Genomic DNA, 18,622 nt, shown 5'->3' with positions numbered 1-18,622 from the left:
GTTCGCGATCAGGAGGTGGGCATGCGGGGCGGTCGGGTGGTGGCGGTCTCCGCCGTGTCGGCGCTCGTCCTCGCCGTGCTCTACCTCACGCTGCCGGCCACCGGCTCGGACCTGTCCGCGCAGGTCGCCCGCGCCGGGTTCTTCGCCGAGCACGGGGCCGCCCTGGTCGACCTGCGCTGGTACGGCGGCGTGCACCCGTGGGGCTACAGCCTCGTCTCGCCGCCGCTGATGGCACTGCTCGGGGTACGCGTCACCGGCGCGCTCGCCCTGCTCGCCTCCGCCACCGCGTTCGCCGCCCTGCTGGTACGGACCCGGGTGCCCCGCCCGCTGCTCGGCAGCCTGGTCGGCGTGGTCACGATCGCCGGCAACCTGGTGTCCGGCCGGGTCACGTACGCCCTCGGCGTCGCGTTCGGCCTGGCCGCGCTGCTCGCGCTCACGCTGCCCGCCCGCCGCACCCGATTCGCCGCCGCCGCTGCCGATGGTGTCGCTGCCGGGCCGGCCGGTCCCGGCGCTGCCGGTGGCGGCCGGAACGTCTGGGCGGCCGTCGCCGCCGGTGCCGCCGCGCTGCTCGCATCGGCGGCCAGCCCGGTGGCCGGGCTGTTCGTCGGGCTCGCCGGCGTCGCGCTGCTGCTGTCCCGCCGGTACGCCGACGGCCTGCTGCTCGCCGTACCGGCCGCGGTGCCGCTGGCGGTGACCGGGCTGCTGTTCGGCGAGGGCGGCTGGATGAACATCAGCACGGCCGACACAGTGCACGCCGTGGTGACGAGCCTGGTGGTGGCGGCTCTCGTGGCGTACCGGCCGGTGCGGGTGGGCGCGCTGCTGTCCGCGGCCGGGGTGCTGGCGTCGGCGCTGCTGCACACACCGGTCGGGCTGAACGCCACCCGCCTGGTGGTGATGTTCGCGCTGCCGCTGCTGGCCGCCGCGGCGACGCCCCCCGCATGGTTCACCGCGAGCCGCCTCGGCGGCCGACTCGGCGGTCGACTCGGCGGCCGACTCGGCGCGGGCCGTCTCGGCGCGGGCCGACTCGGTGCGGGCCGTCCCGACAGCGACGCGCATGGCATTGGCCGGCTCGGCCAGGGTCGGTCCCGCCGGGCTGTCGGAGCGGCCGGGCTTGCCGCCCTGCTCGCCGTCGTCTGCTGGTGGCAGCCGCCGGTGGTCACCGCCGACCTGCGCAGCGCCGACGATCCGACGGCCGACCCGGCGTACTTCGCTCCGCTGCGCGCGGAACTGGCCCGGCGCGGGCTCACCGGACGGGTGGAGGTGCCGCCGACCCGCAACTACTGGGAGGCGGCCCGGATGGGTGAGGTGCCGCTGGCCCGGGGCTGGCTACGCCAGGCCGACATCGACCGCAACCCGCTGTTCTTCACCACGGTGCCCGGCGCGGACGGCACCGGCATTCCGCTGACCTCCGTTACCTACCGGGACTGGCTGGCCGACAACGCGGTGCAGTACGTGGCAGTGCCCGATGCCGAGTTCTCCTGGGTGGGGCGATCCGAGGCGAAGCTGGTCGAGCTGGGCCAGCCGTACCTGACCGAGGTCTGGTCGAACCGGCACTGGAAGCTGTACGCGGTGGCCGAACCCACCCCGATCGTCGGCGCGCCGGGTGAGCTGATCAGCCAGGACGGCGCCTCGATCACGTTCCGCGCCCTCGCCCCCGGCCCGATCCCGATCCGGGTACGCCACGACCGCTGGCTCACCGTCTCCAACGGCGCCACGGTCACCCGAGCCGGCAAGTGGACCACCGTGACGGTCCCCCAACCCGGCACCTACACCCTCACGAGCTGACCCGGCTAGAGATCTTGGTACGAATAGGCCGCCATAAAGGCCGTTTGCTACCAAGATCTCTCGGCGCTCCCGAGATGCGGAACGCATGGCTCGCGTGTCGGGACAAGCCTCGGTAGAGGAGCAGCGAAGGCGGTCAGCGAGGCCCCGGCACGCCGCGGCACCCGGGCCGGCATCCGGGCTCGGGTCTAGAGGGGGGACTCCAGGATGCGCTGGACGACTGTGCGGGAGTGGCGGCCGGTGCGCAGGTACTCGTCGAGGAACTCGCCCTGGTCCTCGCGCCCCAGCAGCCGCACCACACCTGCCAGCTCCACCCCGTGCCGGGGCAACTGGTCACCGGCCCGGCCGCGTACCAGCATCAGCGCGTCGCGCACCTCGGCGGCGAGCGTCCAGCCGGCCGCCAGCTCGGCGGCGTCGGAGGCGTCGAGCAGCCCGGCGTCGCGGGCGGCGGCGAGGGCGTCGAGCGTACGGGTGCCGCGCAGGGCGGGCACCTGACCGGCGTACCGGAGCTGCAGCAACTGCACCGCCCACTCGACGTCGGCCAGCCCGCCCCGGCCCAGCTTGGTGTGGGTGGCCGGGTCGGCGCCCCGGGGCAGCCGCTCGGTCTCCACCCGCGCCTTGATCCGGCGGATCTCGACCACCTGCTCGCGGCTCAGCCCTTCGGCCGGATAGCGCACCGGCTCGATCATGGCCTCGAACTCGGCGCCCAGGTCGGCGTCGCCGCAGACGAACCGGGCGCGCAGCAGTGCCTGCGCCTCCCACACCCGGGACCAGCGCGCGTAGTACTGCGCGTACGCGGCCAGGCTGCGGACCAGCGGGCCCTGCCGGCCCTCGGGGCGCAGGTCGGCGTCGACGCCCAGCGGCGGGTCGGGGGCGGGCGCGGACAGCAGCCGGCGCAACTCCTCGGCGACGGCGTGCGCTGCTGCGCTCGCCGAGCTCTCCTCCACCCCGGGCGGCGGGTCGTAGACGAACAGCACGTCGGCGTCGGAGAGGTAGTTCGACTCGTACCCGCCGAGCCGGCCCATGCCGATCACCGCGAAGCGCAGGCCGGACGGTCCGGGGTGGACGGTACGGGCGGCGCGCAGCGCGGCGGCGAGCGTGGCGTCGGCGACGTGCGACAGCGCGGTGCCGACAGCCGTCACGTCCACCACTGTGGGCCGGCGTTCCCCGCCGCCGACCGGGCGCGGGGTGAGCGGGGCGAGCGAACCGGCGCGGCTGAGCACGTCGGCGGCGGCGATCCGGACCAGTTCCCGGCGGCGCAGCGCGCGGACCGCCCGGATCGCCTCGACCGGGTCGTCGTGGCGGGCGGCAGCGGCGGCGAAGCCGTCGACGAGCGTCTCCCGTGGACGCGGGGTCAGTTCGCTGTCCTCGGCGAGCAGCCGCAGCGCCTCCGGTTCGCGGGCCAGCATGTCGGCCGCGTACCGGGACGAGGACAGCACCCGGGCCAGCCGGCGCGCCACCGGGCCGGAGTCGCGCAGCAGGCGCAGGTACCAGGGGGTGCTGCCGAGCTTGTCGGAGACCTGCCGGTAGTTGAGCAGTCCGCGGTCCGGTTCGGGGGCGTCGGCGAACTCGTCGAGCAGCACCGGCAGCAGCGTGCGCTGGATGGCGGCGGTCCGGCTGACCCCGCCGGTGAGCGCCTGGAGGTGCCGCAGCGCGCCGGCCGGGTCGGCGAAGCCGAGCACCTCCAGCCGGTGCCGGGCCGCCTCGGGCGTGAGGCGCAGCCCTTCGGCCGGTACGCGGGCCACGGATTCGAGCAGCGGCCGGTAGAGCAGTTTGGCGTGCAGCCGGCGTACCTCGGTGGCGTGGGTGACCCACTCGGCGCGGAACTCCTCGACGGCGCTGCGGCCCGGCGTGGCCGCGTAGCCGAGCGCGGCGGCGAGCCAGCGCAGCGCGGCCGGTTCGGTCGGCACGGTGTGGGTGCGGCGCAGGGCCTGGAGCTGGAGCCGGTGCTCGACGGCGCGCAGGAAGCGGTAGCCGCGCAGGAGCGCCTCCCCGTCGGCGCGGCCCACGTAGCCGCCGGCGACGAGCGCGCGCAGCGCCGGCACGGTGCCCGGCACCCGCAGCGACTCGTCGCCCCGGCCGTGCACGAGCTGGAGCAGCTGGACGGCGAACTCGATGTCGCGCAGCCCGCCCGGGCCGCGCTTGATCTCGCGTTCCAGCTCCTTCGGCGGCACGTTGTCGAGGATCTTGCGGCGCATGGACCGGACGTCCTCGACCGCCTCGGGGCGTTCGGCGGCGGTCCACACGAGCGGGGCCAGCGCGTCGATCCACTCCTTTGCGAGTTCCAGGTCCCCGGCGGCCGGGCGGGCCTTGAGCAGCGCCTGGAACTCCCAGGTGCGCGCCCAGCGCTTGTAGTAGGCGAGGTGGCTGGCGAGCGTGCGCACCAGCGGCCCCCGGTTGCCCTCGGGACGCAGCGCCGCGTCGACCGGCCAGGCCACCAGCCCGCAGATCTGGATCAGCCGGGTGGCGATCTGGGTCGCGGCGGGCAGGTCGTCGTCGGTGGCGGAGACGAAGATGACGTCGACGTCGGAGACGTAGTTCAGCTCGTCGCCGCCGCACTTGCCCATCGCCACCACTGCCAGCCGGGGGCGCGGTGTGCCCTCCGGCAGCTCGTCGGCGGCGATGTCGTAGGCGGCAGCCAGCGTGGCGTCGGCCAGCCCGGACAGCGCCGCCATGGTCTGCTCCAGGCCGCGCCCGCCGGTCAGGTCGGCCGCCGCGATCCGCAGCAGCGCGAGCCGGTACGCCTGCCGCAGCAGCGGGACCGCGCCGGTGACGGTGGTGAGCCGGGCGGCGACGCCGAGGTCGAGCCGCCCTTCCGCGGTGGGGGCGAGCCCGTCCGGCTCGGTCGCCAGCACCGCCCACTGCCCGGGGTTGGCGACCAGATGGTCGCCGAGCGCGGACGAGGCGCCGAGCACCGCGATCAGCCGGCGGCGCAGCCCGGGGTCGGCGGCCAGGGCGTCGCGTACGGCCACCTCGTCGCCGGAGCGCCGCTCGGACTCGACCAGCCGGTGCAGCTGACGCAGGGCCAGGTCCGGGTCGGCGGCGCGGGACAGCGCGGCGAGCAGTTCGGCGGCGCGTTCGTCGGCGGGTTCCTGGGTGTCGGGCCGCCACAGGGCTAGCCCGTCCGGGCCGAGCAGGTCCGCGGCGCGGGTGGCGCCGTCACCCTCGGCGAATCCGTAGCGGGCCAGGCGCCCGCGGGCCGGCCGGGTCACAGTCAGGCCCCGAGCAGCGGCAGGCTGCGGCGCGGGTTGTCGTCGCCGAGTTCGCCGAGCGCGAGCGCGGCGAACCGGATCGCGAACGGCTGCCACGCCTCCTCGACGTCGGCCATCACCCGGTCGCAGGCCGCCACCACCAGCTCCGGGTCGTAGCCCAGCTCGGCCAGCACGGCCGAGTCGCGGGACCACCCGGCGATCATCGCGGTGTCGCACTCGATGTGGAACTGCAGGCCCCAGGCCCGGTCGCCGAGCCGGAACGCCTGGTGCGGGTAGCGGGTGGACGCGGCGAGCAGCGTCGCGCCGTGCGGCAGCTCGGTGATCTCGTCGGCGTGCCACTGGAGGACGTCGGGCATCAGCGGCACGTACCGGAACAGGGGGTCGTCCTCGGCGGCGTCGCGCCGCCCGACGAGCGCCGGACCGACCTCCGGACCGGACGGGCTGCGTTCGACCCGGCCCGCGTGCGCGGTGGCCAGCAGTTGCGCGCCGAGGCAGACGGCCAGCGTGGGCACGCGCCCGCGAACCGCCTTGCGCAGCAGCCCCTCCAGCGCCGGGAACCAGGGCGCGCCGGGGCCGCCGTCGGGCCCCGGGTATGCCTGCTGGTCGCCGCCGAGCACCACGAGCGCGGCGTACCCCTCCAGGTCGCCGGGGAGCGGGTCACCGGCGTGCGGACGCAGCACGCGCAGCTCAAGGCCCCCTTCGGTGAGCCACTCCCCCAGGCGGCGGAGGTCGTCGGTCGGGTCGTTCTCGATCACCAGCGCGGTCGCCACGACGTCGAGGCTAACCGGTACGCCCGACAGGGCACGGTCCGGCAGGCCCTAGGCTCCGATCGTGCCTGACGACCGCCTGCGCCCACCGGCCCTGCGTCCCGGCGACGCGGTGATGCTGGTGTCCCCGTCCGGGCCGACCCGTCCCGAACGGGTGGCCCGCGGCATCGAGCTGCTCACCGGCTGGGGGCTGCGGCCGGTGCCCGCGCCGAACGCGTACGCCAGGCGGGGTTACCTGGCCGGCGACGACGCGCTGCGGGCCGCGGACCTGAACGCGGCGTTCGCCGACCCGGAGATCCGCGGGGTGATCTGCACCCGGGGCGGCTACGGCGCGCAGCGGGTGGTCGACCTGATCGACATGGCGGCGGTACGCCGGGATCCGAAGGTGGTGGCCGGGTTCTCCGACATCACCGCGTTGCAGTTCGCGCTCTGGCGGGGCGCCCGCCTGGCCGGGGTGCACGGGCCGGGCGCCGCGTGGCGGGACGAGCGCACGCCGATCCGCTCGGCGGAGTCGCTGCACGCCGCGCTGACCAGCGCCGAGCCGGTGACGGTGACGGCGGTCGAGGCGGAGGAGACGTTCCCGGTGCGGGTGCCCGGCCGGGCCGAGGGCCGGCTGCTCGGCGGCAACCTGTGCCTGATCACCGCGTCCATCGGCACCCCGGACATGCCCGACCTGACCGGGGCGATCCTGCTGGTCGAGGAGGTGCAGGAGCCGCCGTACAAGATCGACCGGATGCTCACCCACCTGCGCCGCTGCGGTGCGCTGGACGGGATCGCCGGGGTGGCTGTCGGCCAGTTCACCGAGTGCGCGGACGGCTGGGACACCACGGTCGTGGACGTGCTCACCGACCGCCTGGGCGACCTGGGCGTGCCGGTCCTCGGTGGCCTGCCCATCGGCCACGGCCCCAACCAGCTCACCGTCCCGGTGGGTACCCCCGCCACCCTGGACGCCACCACAGGCACCCTGACGGCGACCGCCGCCGTCCGCCACCCGGGCTGATCATGAAGTTGACGGCAGTTCAGAGATCCACAACTGCCGCCAACCTCATGATCAACGCGGCGAGGGCGTGAGGTGGGCCACGGCGCCGATCTCCAAGGCGGCCCAGACCGCGCCGTCGGGGGTGACCGTGAGGCCGTGGGGTTCCGAGGCCGGGGTGGGCAGGGTGTGGGCGGTGATGTGGCCGTCCGGGTCGACGTGGCCGATGCGGTTGGCGCCCCACTCGGTGAACCAGCAACCACCGGCCGGATCGGCGACGATCGCGTGCGGGCGCGCCGCCCGGTCCGGCAGCGGGAACTCGTCGATCCGCCCGTCCGGCGTGATCCGGCCGATCTGCCCGGCGACGATCTCGACGAACCAGAGCGCGCCGTCACCGCCCCGGGTGATGCCGACCGGCCCGGCCGCCTCGGTGGGCAGCGGATGCACAGTCACCGACCCGTCCAGGCCGACCCGGGCGATCGCGTTCGCCTGGTTGAGCGTGAGCCAGAGCGCGTCGTCCGGCCCGGCCGCCAGCATCGACGGGAAACCCCTGGTCACCGGCAGCGGGAAGGACGTCACCTCCCCGTCGACGCTCACCCGGCCGATCGTGTCGTCGCTCATGCCGGCGTACCAGAGCGCGCCGTCCGCACCGACCACCAGCCCGCAGGGGCCGCAGCCGGGCGGCAGCGCCACCGAGCCGGTCTCGCCGTCGACTGTGATCCGGCCGAGCCGGTCGTCGCCCGAGCGGGTGTACCAGAGCGCGCCGTCGGGGCCGCCGACGATGATCAGCGGGCGGCTGCCGGGCGGGTCGTCGCGGTAGGTCCGTACCTCACCGTCGAGGCCGAGCCGGGCGACGCCGCCGGAGCCGGCCAGCGCCAGCCAGAGCGCGCCGTCGGGCCCGACCGTGATCGAGTACGGCCCGGAGCCCGGCCCGGTGAGCGGGATCTCGCGGATGGCGGACTGTGTCATCGAGTGGCCTTTCGTCGGGTTTCGCCCAGCCTCGCGGGCGCTCCGGCACCCCGGCAACACGAATAATTCGGGCTTTCCGGACGGGATTGCCAGCTCGCTGACAGGTTCGCCACGGGTGGCCCTCAGTTCCGGCGACCACTGTCGGTGACGTCATCGCACCACCACCGAACAGGAGAATCGCATGATCCGCACGATGTCGAAGAAGCACCTGCTGGCCGGCCTGGCCGCCGCCGGCGTGCTCGGCGTCGGGATCGCCGCCCCGACGGTGGCGCTCGCCGACGACAAGAGCCCGAACCCGTCTTCGAGCGCCAGCAGCACCACCGACCAGGGTGACGACCGCCGCCAGAAGCACGCCGACCGGCAGGCCGAGTTCGCCGAGGCGCTCGCCAAGGAGCTGGGCGTCTCGACCGACAAGGTCACCGCGGCGCTGGAGAAGCTGCACGAGCAGCGCCAGGGCGATCGCCCGGAGCGGCCGGAGCGGCCGTCGACCGAGGACCGGCAGGCCGCGCTGAAGGAGCGGCTTGACCAGGCCGTCACCGACGGCAAGCTCACCCAGGAGCAGGCCGACGCGGTGCTCAAGGCCGCCGAGGCGGGCGTGTTCCCGGGCCCGGGCAAGGGCGGCCCGGACGGCAGGCCCGGCCACCACGGCAAGGGTGGCGACAAGGGCGGCCCGGAGGGCAAGGCCGACCAGGGCGCCGAGGCCGAGCAGGAGGGCCAGGGCGGCAAGTGACGCGGTGGCCCCGCCGCCCCTCACCGGCCGTTCCCTCCTCCTGGCCGGCGCCCGGCGGGGCCACCCACGCCTGATCCCCTCGGAGGGCGGCGGGGTGGTGCACTCGCACCGCCACCCCGCCGCGCCCGTGTCAGCGCAGGTACGGCCCGTCCGCGCCGATCTTGCCCGGCGCCGGGTTGCCGGGCAGGTCGAGCACGTAGACCCGGAGATTGCCCTTGCCGCCGGCCGCGGCGGTGAGCGTGCCGTCGGTGACCGTCTTCACGTCGCCGGTGACCGCGTCCACGTACCGGCCGTTCGGCACCCCGCGGAACGTGGCGCCGCCGGACACGGTGACCAGCGCGAAGCTGTCCACCGCGCCCTGGGTGAAGCGCCGCTTGTACGCCATCGCGCCGCTCACGCCCTCGGTCGAGTACTGCCCCTTCTGCAGGGCCGGCACTGCCCGCCGGATCAGGTTGAGACGCTGCACGTGCTTGACCAGCGGCTGGGCGAGCGTGGTGGCCACCGCCCCGCCGGCCGAGCCGACCACCCCGAAGTCGGCGGCGGTGACGCTGCCGGCCAGGTGGTCGCCGTAGTAGGCCCGCCCGGTGGTGGCGAGCGGGCAGGTCGGCCCGCAGTCGATCCGGGCGCCCTTGCGGAACTCGATCTCCGAACCGTAGTAGAGCGTCGGGATGCCGCGGAACGTCCACATCAGGCTCATGTTCTCCGCCCAGGCGTCGGTGCCGCCGGTGTACCGGGTGGAGGACTTGTTCGGCCCGTAGTCGTGGCTGTCGACGTAGACCACGTTGTACGTGGCGTCGTTGTAGCTGTCGTCGGAGTCCTTCCCGTTGCCGAACGCGTTGCCGGCGTCGGAGAAGTTCATGTGCATCCGCATGTCGATGACGTTCATGCCGGAGAACTGCGAGCGGTCCGGCGCGTGGTACGTGTTGCCGCGCAGGAACGCGTTGTCGGTGGTCGGCTGCCCGTTCGGGCCGAGCAGCTGCTCGTGGTCGTACTGCTCGATCGCGGCGCGTACGTCGTCCGGGCTGTACTCCTTGCGCTCCTTCCAGGTGAAGAACTGCGCGGAGTGGTTGACCGAGCCGCGGTTCCACTTGTCGTTGACGAACGCGGCCACCTCGCCGAAGACGTAGAAGTCCTTGCCCTTCTCGCCGAACCGGGCGACCGCGTGCTGCTGGATGGCGGGCAGGAAACGCCGGTTCCAGGTGACCCGGGGGATGTGCACGGCGGTGTCGATCCGGAAGCCGTCCACGCCCATGTCGATGAACCGGTTGTACGCGTCGATCAGGTACTGCTGCACGGCGGCGTTCTCGGTGTTGAAGTCGGCCAGGTCCTCGTGCAGCCAGCAACTGCGTGAGTCCTCACCCTCCCAGTTGCCGATCCAGCACTGGTGGTACTTGTCGGCGGGGAAGAGCTTGCTGGTCGGGACCGGCCACTGGCACTGGTAGAGCGTGTAGCCCTCGGGGCTGCGCCCGCCGGTCGGCGTACCCCAGTTCAGGCACTGGTTTCCGGCCGGCGCGGCGGACGACCACACGTCGCCGTTGTAGGGCCGGCCCTTGGCCTTGGCGTTCTGCGCCGGGGTGAGCGCCGGGTCGTTCCCGGTCGCCTCGACCATCGGGTCGTACTCCCGGCCGGCCTGCGGCTGGTCGTAGTACCACTTCCACTGGTCGTCGCGGGTGCCGTAGACGGTGGGCGTGAACAGGCCCTTGGCGCCCCACCGGGAGCTGTGGTTGTAGACCACGTCCTGGAAGATCTTGATGCCCTTGGCGTGCGCGGCGTTGATCAGGTCCTGGTAGGAGGCGCCCGCGCTCTCCAGCCGCGGGTCCACCCGGTAGAAGTCCCAGCCGTGGTAGCCGTGGAAGTCGTAGTCGGACCGGTTGAGCACGACCGGGGTGATCCAGAGCGCTGAGAAGCCGAGCGCCTTGATGTAGTCGAGCTTGTCGACCAGCCCCTTGAAGTCGCCCCGGAACATCGGGTCGTCGTTGGCCGCGTTGCCGGAGGCGACGTGCTGGCTGCCGCCGCGGTTGTTCGTGGGATCGCCGTCGGCGAACCGGGCGGTCATCACGAAGTAGATGGTGTCCTCGCGCGGGTCGCCGCCCAGCGGGGTGCCGCCGGTCTGCGGGGTGCCGGTGGTCGCGGAGGCGGGCGCACTCGCCGCCGACCGGTTGCCGGCCGCGTCCAGGGCCCGCACGGTCCAGGTGTACGCGGTGCCGGGCCGCAGGTCGTACGCGACGTGCCGGGTGGTGGCGCTGGTGACCGTGGTGCCGCCGGCTCCCCCGGTGCGGGTCAGCTCGTACCCGGTGACGCCCCGGTCGTCGGTGGCGGCGGTCCAGGTCAGGGTGACCGCCAGACCGTCGGCGACGGCGGTGAGGCCGCCCGGCGTGGACGGCGGGGTGGTGTCCGGGGTGACCGGCGCGCACGGGTCCGCGGCGGCGGCGGTGACCCGGCCGTTGTCGACGACGCTGCGCCCCGCGCCCAGGGTGTAGTCCGCGCCGCCGTTGTTGTCCCAGGCGCCGGCGGTGTTGTTGAACGCGGCGGTCAGGCCGGTGGCCGTGCCGAGGTCGACGATCCGGCGGGCCCAGCCGGCGCAGCGCGTCTCCATGGCCACGCCCGGCGCGGTGGTCCAGGTGCCGCCGGTGGGCCGGTAGTGCAGGTTCGCCGCAGTCCAGCCGCGCGGGGTGAGGTGGTACCAGACCTCGGCGGTGTTCCCCGGCGTCGGGCTCGGCGCGACAGTGGCGGACGGGCTCGGAGTCGGGGTGCCGGACGGCGACGGGGTGGCACACGGGTCGCCCGTGCCGATCCGGCCGGCGGCGACGGTCACGGTGCCGGCACCGAGGCGGTAGTTGGCGCCGTTGTTGTTGTCCCAGACGCCGCTGCCGTTGGTGAAGACGACCTGGGCGCCGGTGGCAGCGCCCAGGTCGACGGTCTTGCGACGCCAGCCGGCGCAGGCGGTGTCCATCGACACGCCGGGCACGGCCGTCCAGGCCTGCCCGTCCACGCCGTAGTGGATGTTGACGGACGCGCCCCAGGCGGCCGGTGGCTGGTAGTAGACGGTGACGGTGTTCGCCGCCGCGGCGGCGGTGAACGGCAGCAGCGCGGCGAGCACGCCGGCGGCGAGCGCGAGCGCTCCCCACCGGCGGCGGTTGGTGGTGGTGCCCCTCATGGCGCTCTCCTGACACCCACGCCCGCACGACGGGCGCAAGGGGATGAAGGCGTTGCAAGAACTTGCGACGCGTGGTGCCAGGAAGTTACCAGCTTCGATTCCACGAAACCAGTGGTTCACAGTAGACACGGGCGTAACGGATTGCACGGCCCGCAACGACTTGCTCCCGGCCGGCGACCGGCCGGGCCGGGAGCAGGGGCGCGGCGCTCAGCCCTCGGCGGGCGGGGTGAACACGCCGAGCAGGTTGCCCGACGGGTCGCGCAGCAGGGCACGCACCAGACCGGTCGGCGTGGTCACCGGCGCCGTCAGAACGGTGCCGCCGGTCGCCTCCGCCCGGCGGCAGGTCTCCGGCACGTCCGTCACCTCGGCGTAGAAGATCGCGTAATTGCCGGTGTCGGTGTCCCGGATCGCGCCGCCGATCCCCCGCTCACCGCCGGCCGTCGTCTGCCGGTACGGCAGGCCCGGGCCGCCCTGCTCGTCGAAACTCCAGCCGAACAGCTCGGAGTAGAACCGCTGCGCCTCGTCCGGGCGGTCGGAGCCGATCTCGAACCAGGTCACGGGCGTGCTGGACATGCATCCTCCTGAGGTTCGCGCCGGCGGTCGGCCGGCGTCGTCAGGATTCAGCCTCGTATCGGGCCACGACAGCGTCCTGTCGGTGTTTCCACCCGGATCAGACCAGGGTGAGCGGGCGCACCCGATCGACCGGCACGTCGAGGTCGCCGGGACGCAACTCCCGGGTCACCGGCTCGGCCAGCGGATGCACCGACAGGATCCGGTCGGTGCGGAAACAGCGCAGACCGTCGCGCAGCCGGCACCAGGCGACCAGGTACCAGTGCACCGAGTTGCCCAGGTAGGCCAGCGGCTCCACGTCGCGCGCCGAATCGGCGCCGCCGCGGTCGGCGTACCGCAGGCGCAGCACCCGCCCGGCGGCGACCGCGTCGGCGACGGCGGCCGGGACGGGTGTGCCCGGCCCGTCGCCGACCAGGTGCACCCGGCCGGCGAGCCGGTGCGCCTCGGCCACCGCGGCCGGCGGCATCACCGCGACCAGCTTGCGCAGCGCGGCGCCGGCCGCCGGGGCGAACGGTGAGCCGCCGAGCCGGTGCAGCGCGACGGCCATCGCCACCGCCTCGGCCGGTGTCAGGTTGACCGGCGGCAACGTGCGCGCCCGGTCGACCACGTAGCCGCCGGTGCGGCCCGGCTCGGCCCAGATCGGCACCCCGGCGCCCTGCAACGCGGAGATGTCGCGCTCGACGGTGCGGGTGCTCACCTCGAAGCGGCGGGCCAGCCAGGTCGCGCTGCGCGGGCGCGGCGAGACCGCCCGCAGCTCCTCGACCAGGGCGTAGAGACGGTCGGTGCGGTTCACCCCCGGACGCTAACCCGGGGGTACGACACCCCTCAGGCGATGCAGGCGCAGACGATCAGCGCGGCGCCGAAGTGGGTGGCGGCGCTGACCCGGGCCGCCGGGTGCGGCTCGTCGGCGGCGATGACGTCGCCCAGCTTGCCCGGGGTGAGCAGGTCCAGCACCAGGAACGCCAGCGCCATCACCAGCAGGCCGACCAGCCCGAACACCACAGTGGACGCGAGCCCCTTGGTGAACGAGCTGTAGCTGGTCAGCACGGCGGTGAAGACGATGCCGGCGATGCCGAGCTGGTTGGCGGCGAGCAGCAGCGCGGCGTTGCCGTTGCGGCGCACCCAGATCAGCTCCCGCAGCTTGCCCGGGGTGAGCAGGTCGACGAGCAGGAATCCGGCGGCCATCAGGGCGACCCCGACCATCCCGAACACGATGCTCTGCCACGCCCCGTCGAGCAGATCTCCCAGCACCAACGCCTCCCCGGCTCACGCCGCCCGGCGGTGGTGCCGGGGCGGTGCCGCAGACGATAGCGGCACCGCGCCAGCGTGATCTAGAGCGAGAGGTAGCGCTGCCGCTCGTACGGGGTGACCTCGCGGCGGTACTGCTCCCACTCGGAGCGCTTGTTGCGCAGGAAGAAGTCGAAGACGTGCTCGCCGAGCACCTCGGCCACCAGCTCGGAACCGGCCATCACGTCGATCGCCTCGGCCAGGTTCTCCGGCAGCGCCTCGTACCCCATGGCGCGGCGCTCGGCGCTGCTCAGCGACCAGACGTCGTCCTCGGCGCCCGGGGGCAGCTCGTAGCCCTCCTCGATGCCCTTGAGGCCGGCGCCGAGCATCACCGCGAACGCGAGGTAGGGGTTGGTCGCGGAGTCCAGCGAGCGGACCTCGACCCGGGCCGAGTTCGGCTTGCCGTACGCGGGCACCCGCACCAGCGCGGACCGGTTCAGGTGACCCCAGCAGACGTACGCGGGGCTCTCGGTGATCCGGTCCGGCAGCGCCTGCGGGAACAGGCGCTTGTACGAGTTGACCCACTGGTTGGTGACGGCGGTGTACTCCCGGGCGTGGGTGAGCAGCCCGGCGATGAACGACTTCGCGACCTTGGAGAGCTTCATCGGGTCGCCGGCGTCGTGGAACGCGTTGCGCTCCCCCTCGAACAGCGACAGGTGCGTGTGCATGCCGCTGCCCGGCTGGTCGGTGAACGGCTTCGGCATGAAGCTGGCCTGCACGCCGGTGGAGAGCGCGACCTCCTTCACCACGTGCCGGAACGTCATGATGTTGTCGGCGGTGGTGAGCGCGTCGGCGTAGCGCAGGTCGATCTCCTGCTGGCCCGGGGCGACCTCGTGGTGGCTGTACTCCACCGAGATGCCGATCCGCTCCAGCGCCAGCACGGCCTGGCGGCGGAAGTCCCGCGCGACGGCGTGCGTGGTGTGCTCGAAGTAGCCGCCGGTGTCCACCGGGGTGGGCACCGAGCCGTCCTGCGGACCGTTCTCCAGCAGGAAGAACTCGATCTCCGGGTGGGTGTAGAAGGTGAAGCCCTTGTCGGCCGCCCGGGAGAGCATCCGGCGCAGCACGTGCCGCGGGTCGGCCCAGGACGGGCTGCCGTCGGGCAGCATGATGTCGCAGAACATCCGGGCGCTCTCGCCGCTGACCCCGCCCTCGAACGGGAAGACCTGGAACGTGGTCGGGTCCGGCATGGCCACCATGTCCGACTCGAACACCCGGGCGAAGCCCTCGATCGCTGAGCCGTCGAAGCCGATGCCCTCCTCGAAGGCCGCCTCCAGCTCCGCCGGGGCCACCGAGACGCTCTTGAGCGTGCCGAGCACATCGGTGAACCACAGCCGGACGAAACGGATGTCCCGCTCTTCCAGCGTGCGGAGGACGAACTCCTGCTGACGGTCCACTTCCACCCCTCGTGACACGTACGTCCGCACCGGTCGGGCCGGCCCGGCCTGACCGCCCAGTCTCCACCGGGCTCGTTACGCCGACGTTACGCCTTCCCCGGCCGGCCGTCCCGCCGTGTCCGGACGGGCGGGACGCGCGCTGCGCCGCCCCGGTCTCCCGCGACCTGTCGGATTCGGCCCGGACGGCTGGGGGAAGATAAACGCATGCCCACCCTGCGTCTCGCCCTGTGCCAGGTCAACCCGACGGTAGGCGACCTCGCCGGAAACGCCGGCCTGGTCCGCTCGTGGACCCGTCAGGCCGCCGACGCCGGCGCCCAGCTCGTCCTGTTCCCCGAGCTGATGCTCACCGGTTATCCCGTCGAGGACCTGGTGTTCCGCCGCTCGTTCGTGGCCGCGTCCCGCGCCGCGTTGCACCGGCTCGCCGCCGACCTGGCCGCCGACGGCCTCGGTGACCTGCCGGTCCTGGTCGGCTACCTGGACGCGGACGGCCCGCCGCAGGTCAGCTCGGACGCGGAACCGGGCCGGGGCGCCCGCAACGCGGCGGCGGTGCTGCACCGGGGCGAGGTGGTGGCCACCTACTTCAAGCACCATCTGCCCAACTACGGCGTCTTCGACGAGGACCGCTACTTCGTCTCCGGTGACACGCTGACAGTGGTGCGCGTCGGCGGGGTGGACGTGGCGCTGACCATCTGCGAGGACCTGTGGCAGGCCGGCGGGCCGTTCGCGGTGGCCCGGGAGGCGGGCGTCGGGCTGGTGCTGAGCATCAACGGCTCGCCGTACGAGCTGAACAAGGACGACGTGCGGCTGCCGCTGGTGCGCCGGCGCGCCGCCGAGGCCGGGGCCGCCATCGCGTACGTGAACATGGTCGGCGGCCAGGACGAGCTGGTCTACGACGGCGACTCGATGGTCGTCGCCGCGGACGGCACGCTGCTGACCCGGGCGCCGCAGTTCGTCGAGCACCTGCTGGTGCACGACCTGGAACTGCCGGCGGCGACCGGGGCGCCCGGCGGGACCGTCGCGCCGGCCGACGGGATGCGGGTGGCCCGCCACGAGATCCCGGCGATCCCGGCCGCGCCGTCCGGTCCGGCTGCGGACGGCGGGATCATCGAGCCGGTCGCCGACGAGGCCGAGGTGTGGCACGCGCTGGTGCTGGGCCTGCGCGACTACATCGACAAGAACCGCTTCCCCTCGGTGGTGCTGGGCCTGTCCGGTGGCATCGACTCGGCGGTGGCGGCGGCCATCGCGGTGGACGCGGTGGGCCCGGAGCGGGTCGTCGGCGTCTCGATGCCCAGCCAGCACTCGTCCGAGCACTCCCGCACCGACGCCGAGGACCTGGCGAAGCGCACCGGCCTGGACTACCGGGTCGAGCCGATCCAGCCGATGGTGGACACGTTCCTGGCGAACATGTCGCTGTCCGGGGTGGCGGTGGAGAACCTCCAGGCCCGGGTACGCGGCGTGATCCTGATGGCGCTGTCGAACCAGGAGGGCCACCTGGTGCTCACCACCGGCAACAAGAGCGAGCTGGCGGTGGGCTACTCGACGCTCTACGGCGACTCGGTGGGCGGATACAACCCGGTCAAGGACGTCTGGAAGACGCTCGTGTGGCGGCTGGCGAAGTGGCGCAACACGGACGCGGTGCGGCGCGGGCAGACGCCGCCGATCCCGGAGAACTCGATCGGCAAGCCGCCGTCGGCCGAGCTGAGCCCCGGCCAGCTCGACAGCGACACGCTGCCCGACTACGACGTGCTCGACCCGATCCTGATCGGCTACGTCGACGGCGACCTGGGCCGTGACGGCCTGGTCGAGTCCGGCCACGACCCGGCCGTGGTGGACAAGGTGCTGCGGATGGTGGATACCGCCGAGTACAAGCGACGGCAGTCCGCGCCCGGCACCAAGATCTCCATGAAGGCGTTCGGGCGGGACCGGCGGCTGCCGATCACCAACCGGTGGCGCGAGGACGGCTGACCGCTCCCCCGGCCGGGGAGTGACATCCTCCACTCCGACCTGCCCGCGGCCCGCCGCCCGGTGCGACGATCGCGGGGAACCCGGGGACCGCGTGCGCGGCCTCGAGGAAGGAGATTGTCATGGTGGAGTCCACCCCGGCCGAGGTGGCCGCCCTCTACGGCGGGCCGGCCACCCGGCGGGTACGCACCCGCGACCTGATCGCCGCCAAGGAGCGCGGCGAGCGGTGGGCGATGCTGACCTCGTACGACCAGTACACGGCCTCGATCTTCGACCAGGCGGGGATCCCGGTGCTGCTGGTCGGCGACTCGGCGGCGAACAACGTCTTCGGCTACGAGACCACGCTGCCGGTGACCGCCGAGGAGCTGCTGCCGCTGGTGCGTGCCGTGGTACGGGCCACGAAGCACTCGCTGATCGTCGGTGACCTGCCGTTCGGCTCGTACGAGGAGGGGCCGGCGCAGGCGCTGCGCACCGCTGTGCGGTTCATGAAGGAGGGCGGCTGCCACGCGGTGAAGCTGGAGGGCGGGCGACGCTGCGCCGCCCAGATCGAGGCGATCACCGGTGCCGGCATCCCGGTGATGGCGCACATCGGCTTCACCCCGCAGAGCGAGCACACGCTCGGCGGCTACCGGGTGCAGGGCCGGGGCGAGGCCGCCGAGGAGGTGCTCGCCGACGCGCGGGCGGTGGCCGAGGCGGGCGCGTTCGCGGTGGTGCTGGAGATGGTGCCGGGTGAGGTGGCCAAGCGGGTCACCGCCGAGCTGCCCATCCCCACCGTCGGCATCGGGGCCGGCCCGGACACCGACGGGCAGGTGCTGGTCTGGCAGGACATGGCCGGGTTGCGGACCGGCCGGGCGCCGCGCTTCGTGAAGCGGTACGCCGACCTGGCGGGCGCGCTGACCGACGCCACCCGCCGGTTCGCCGACGAGGTACGCGGCGGCGAGTTCCCCGCGGCCGAGCACACCTTCTGAGGTGTAAGGAAGGGCCCCTTCTTAACGCCTGGCGTAGAGAAGGGGCCCCTTTTTAACACGCGCCGCCGCGACGGCGGCGCGACGCGTCAGAGGTCGGTGACCCGGATGCCGGCGTGCGCCTTGTAGCGCTTGTTGATCGCGATCAGGTTCGCGGTGAACGCCTCGATCTGGTGGGCGTTGCGCAGCCGCCCGGCGTAGATGCCCCGCATGCCGGGAATCCGCGCGGCCAGCGCGCCGACCACGCCCACCAGTTCCCGGTCCTCGGTGCAGATCAGCACGTCCAGGTCGATCCGGTCGATCTCCGGGTCGGCCAGCAGCGGCGCGCTGACGTGGTTGAACGCGGCGCAGACCCGGGACTCGGGCAGCAGTGCGGCGGCCTGCTGAACGGCGCTGCCCTCGGCGACGGTGAGCGCGTACGGGCCCTGCTTGTCGAAGCCGAGCGGGTTGACGCAGTCCACCACGATCTTGCCGGCCAGCGGTCCGGCGAGCGCGGCGACTGTGGCCGCGTGCCCGTCCCACGGCACCGCCACGATCACCACGTCGCTGCGCCGGGCGACGTCCTCGTTGTCGCCGCCGGAGACGACGGCACCCTCCGGTACGTAGGGCAGGGCGGCGATCTCGGCGGCGGCCTGGGTGGCCCGCTCGGCGGTGCGGGAGCCGATCAGCACGGTCTGCCCGGCCCGGGCGAACCGGTAGGCGAGACCCCGTCCCTGGTCGCCGGTGCCACCGATGATGCCGACGGTCAGCCCGGAGACGTCGGGCAGCGTGGTCGCGTCGTAAGCCATGCGCTCATCCTCGCAAAGCGGGGCCGCGAGCGGTGCATCCCGATGCTGTGACAATCGCCGCGC

The 18,622-nt window shown here is 73.7% G+C and carries 14 protein-coding genes; 5 read left to right on the top strand and 9 right to left on the bottom strand.

Annotated elements, in window-relative coordinates:
• Positions 1–21: 21 nt before the first annotated feature.
• Positions 22–1,785, top strand: coding sequence for a hypothetical protein (locus ML5_RS18320; RefSeq protein WP_013475685.1), 1,764 nt, complete (start codon positions 22–24; stop codon positions 1,783–1,785).
• A 185-nt stretch (positions 1,786–1,970) separates the two neighbouring features.
• On the opposite strand, the gene ML5_RS18315 is transcribed toward ML5_RS18320, so the two are convergent.
• Positions 1,971–4,994, bottom strand: coding sequence for a bifunctional [glutamine synthetase] adenylyltransferase/[glutamine synthetase]-adenylyl-L-tyrosine phosphorylase (locus ML5_RS18315; RefSeq protein ID WP_013475684.1), 3,024 nt, complete (start codon positions 4,992–4,994; stop codon positions 1,971–1,973).
• Between the two features lie 2 nt (positions 4,995–4,996).
• Positions 4,997–5,764 carry a type 1 glutamine amidotransferase gene (locus ML5_RS18310; RefSeq protein ID WP_013475683.1) on the bottom strand — a complete coding sequence of 256 codons (768 nt, stop codon included), beginning with the start codon at positions 5,762–5,764 and terminating at the stop codon, positions 4,997–4,999.
• Between the two features lie 112 nt (positions 5,765–5,876).
• Here ML5_RS18310 and ML5_RS18305 point away from each other — a divergent pair, with 112 nt between their 5' ends.
• On the top strand, positions 5,877–6,761 hold the full coding sequence (locus ML5_RS18305; RefSeq protein ID WP_369752289.1) for an LD-carboxypeptidase: 885 nt from the start codon (positions 5,877–5,879) through the stop codon (positions 6,759–6,761).
• A 51-nt stretch (positions 6,762–6,812) separates the two neighbouring features.
• Here ML5_RS18305 and ML5_RS18300 read toward each other — a convergent pair whose 3' ends face one another.
• The gene (locus ML5_RS18300; RefSeq protein ID WP_013475681.1) at positions 6,813–7,706 is read right to left on the bottom strand and encodes a streptogramin lyase; all 894 of its coding nucleotides are present in this window, start codon (positions 7,704–7,706) and stop codon (positions 6,813–6,815) included.
• Between the two features lie 181 nt (positions 7,707–7,887).
• Between ML5_RS18300 and ML5_RS18295 the strand changes: the two genes are divergently transcribed.
• Entirely contained in the window at positions 7,888–8,436 is a 549-nt protein-coding gene (locus ML5_RS18295) for a hypothetical protein (protein WP_013475680.1), read from the top strand.
• A 130-nt stretch (positions 8,437–8,566) separates the two neighbouring features.
• Here ML5_RS18295 and ML5_RS18290 read toward each other — a convergent pair whose 3' ends face one another.
• From ML5_RS18290 to glnA, 5 genes are all read right to left on the bottom strand, one after another.
• Positions 8,567–11,593, bottom strand: a complete 3,027-nt coding sequence (locus ML5_RS18290; protein ID WP_013475679.1) for a carbohydrate binding domain-containing protein — start codon at positions 11,591–11,593, stop codon at positions 8,567–8,569.
• A 207-nt stretch (positions 11,594–11,800) separates the two neighbouring features.
• Complete coding sequence (locus tag ML5_RS18285; RefSeq protein ID WP_013475678.1) at positions 11,801–12,166, bottom strand: VOC family protein; 366 nt, start codon at positions 12,164–12,166, stop codon at positions 11,801–11,803.
• Between the two features lie 97 nt (positions 12,167–12,263).
• A complete protein-coding gene (locus ML5_RS18280) occupies positions 12,264–12,956 on the bottom strand; it encodes a YafY family protein (RefSeq protein ID WP_013475677.1) in 693 nt (230 codons plus the stop codon).
• A gap of 32 nt (positions 12,957–12,988) precedes the next feature.
• The gene (locus tag ML5_RS18275; protein ID WP_013287762.1) at positions 12,989–13,414 is read right to left on the bottom strand and encodes a DUF350 domain-containing protein; all 426 of its coding nucleotides are present in this window, start codon (positions 13,412–13,414) and stop codon (positions 12,989–12,991) included.
• A gap of 80 nt (positions 13,415–13,494) precedes the next feature.
• Positions 13,495–14,844, bottom strand: coding sequence for a type I glutamate--ammonia ligase (gene glnA / locus ML5_RS18270; protein WP_013475676.1), 1,350 nt, complete (start codon positions 14,842–14,844; stop codon positions 13,495–13,497).
• A gap of 204 nt (positions 14,845–15,048) precedes the next feature.
• Here glnA and ML5_RS18265 point away from each other — a divergent pair, with 204 nt between their 5' ends.
• Positions 15,049–16,809: an NAD+ synthase gene (locus tag ML5_RS18265; protein ID WP_013287764.1), complete on the top strand. Its 1,761-nt coding sequence runs from the start codon at positions 15,049–15,051 to the stop codon at positions 16,807–16,809.
• 119 nt (positions 16,810–16,928) lie between these two features.
• Positions 16,929–17,774 carry a 3-methyl-2-oxobutanoate hydroxymethyltransferase gene (panB, locus tag ML5_RS18260; protein WP_013287765.1) on the top strand — a complete coding sequence of 282 codons (846 nt, stop codon included), beginning with the start codon at positions 16,929–16,931 and terminating at the stop codon, positions 17,772–17,774.
• Between the two features lie 86 nt (positions 17,775–17,860).
• Here panB and npdG read toward each other — a convergent pair whose 3' ends face one another.
• Positions 17,861–18,559, bottom strand: a complete 699-nt coding sequence (gene npdG / locus ML5_RS18255) for an NADPH-dependent F420 reductase (protein WP_013287766.1) — start codon at positions 18,557–18,559, stop codon at positions 17,861–17,863.
• Positions 18,560–18,622 lie beyond the last annotated feature (63 nt).

This window comes from Micromonospora sp. L5 (genome assembly GCF_000177655.2).
Lineage (GTDB): Bacteria > Actinomycetota > Actinomycetes > Mycobacteriales > Micromonosporaceae > Micromonospora > Micromonospora aurantiaca.
This window is presented reverse-complemented; position numbering and strand designations above follow the sequence as displayed.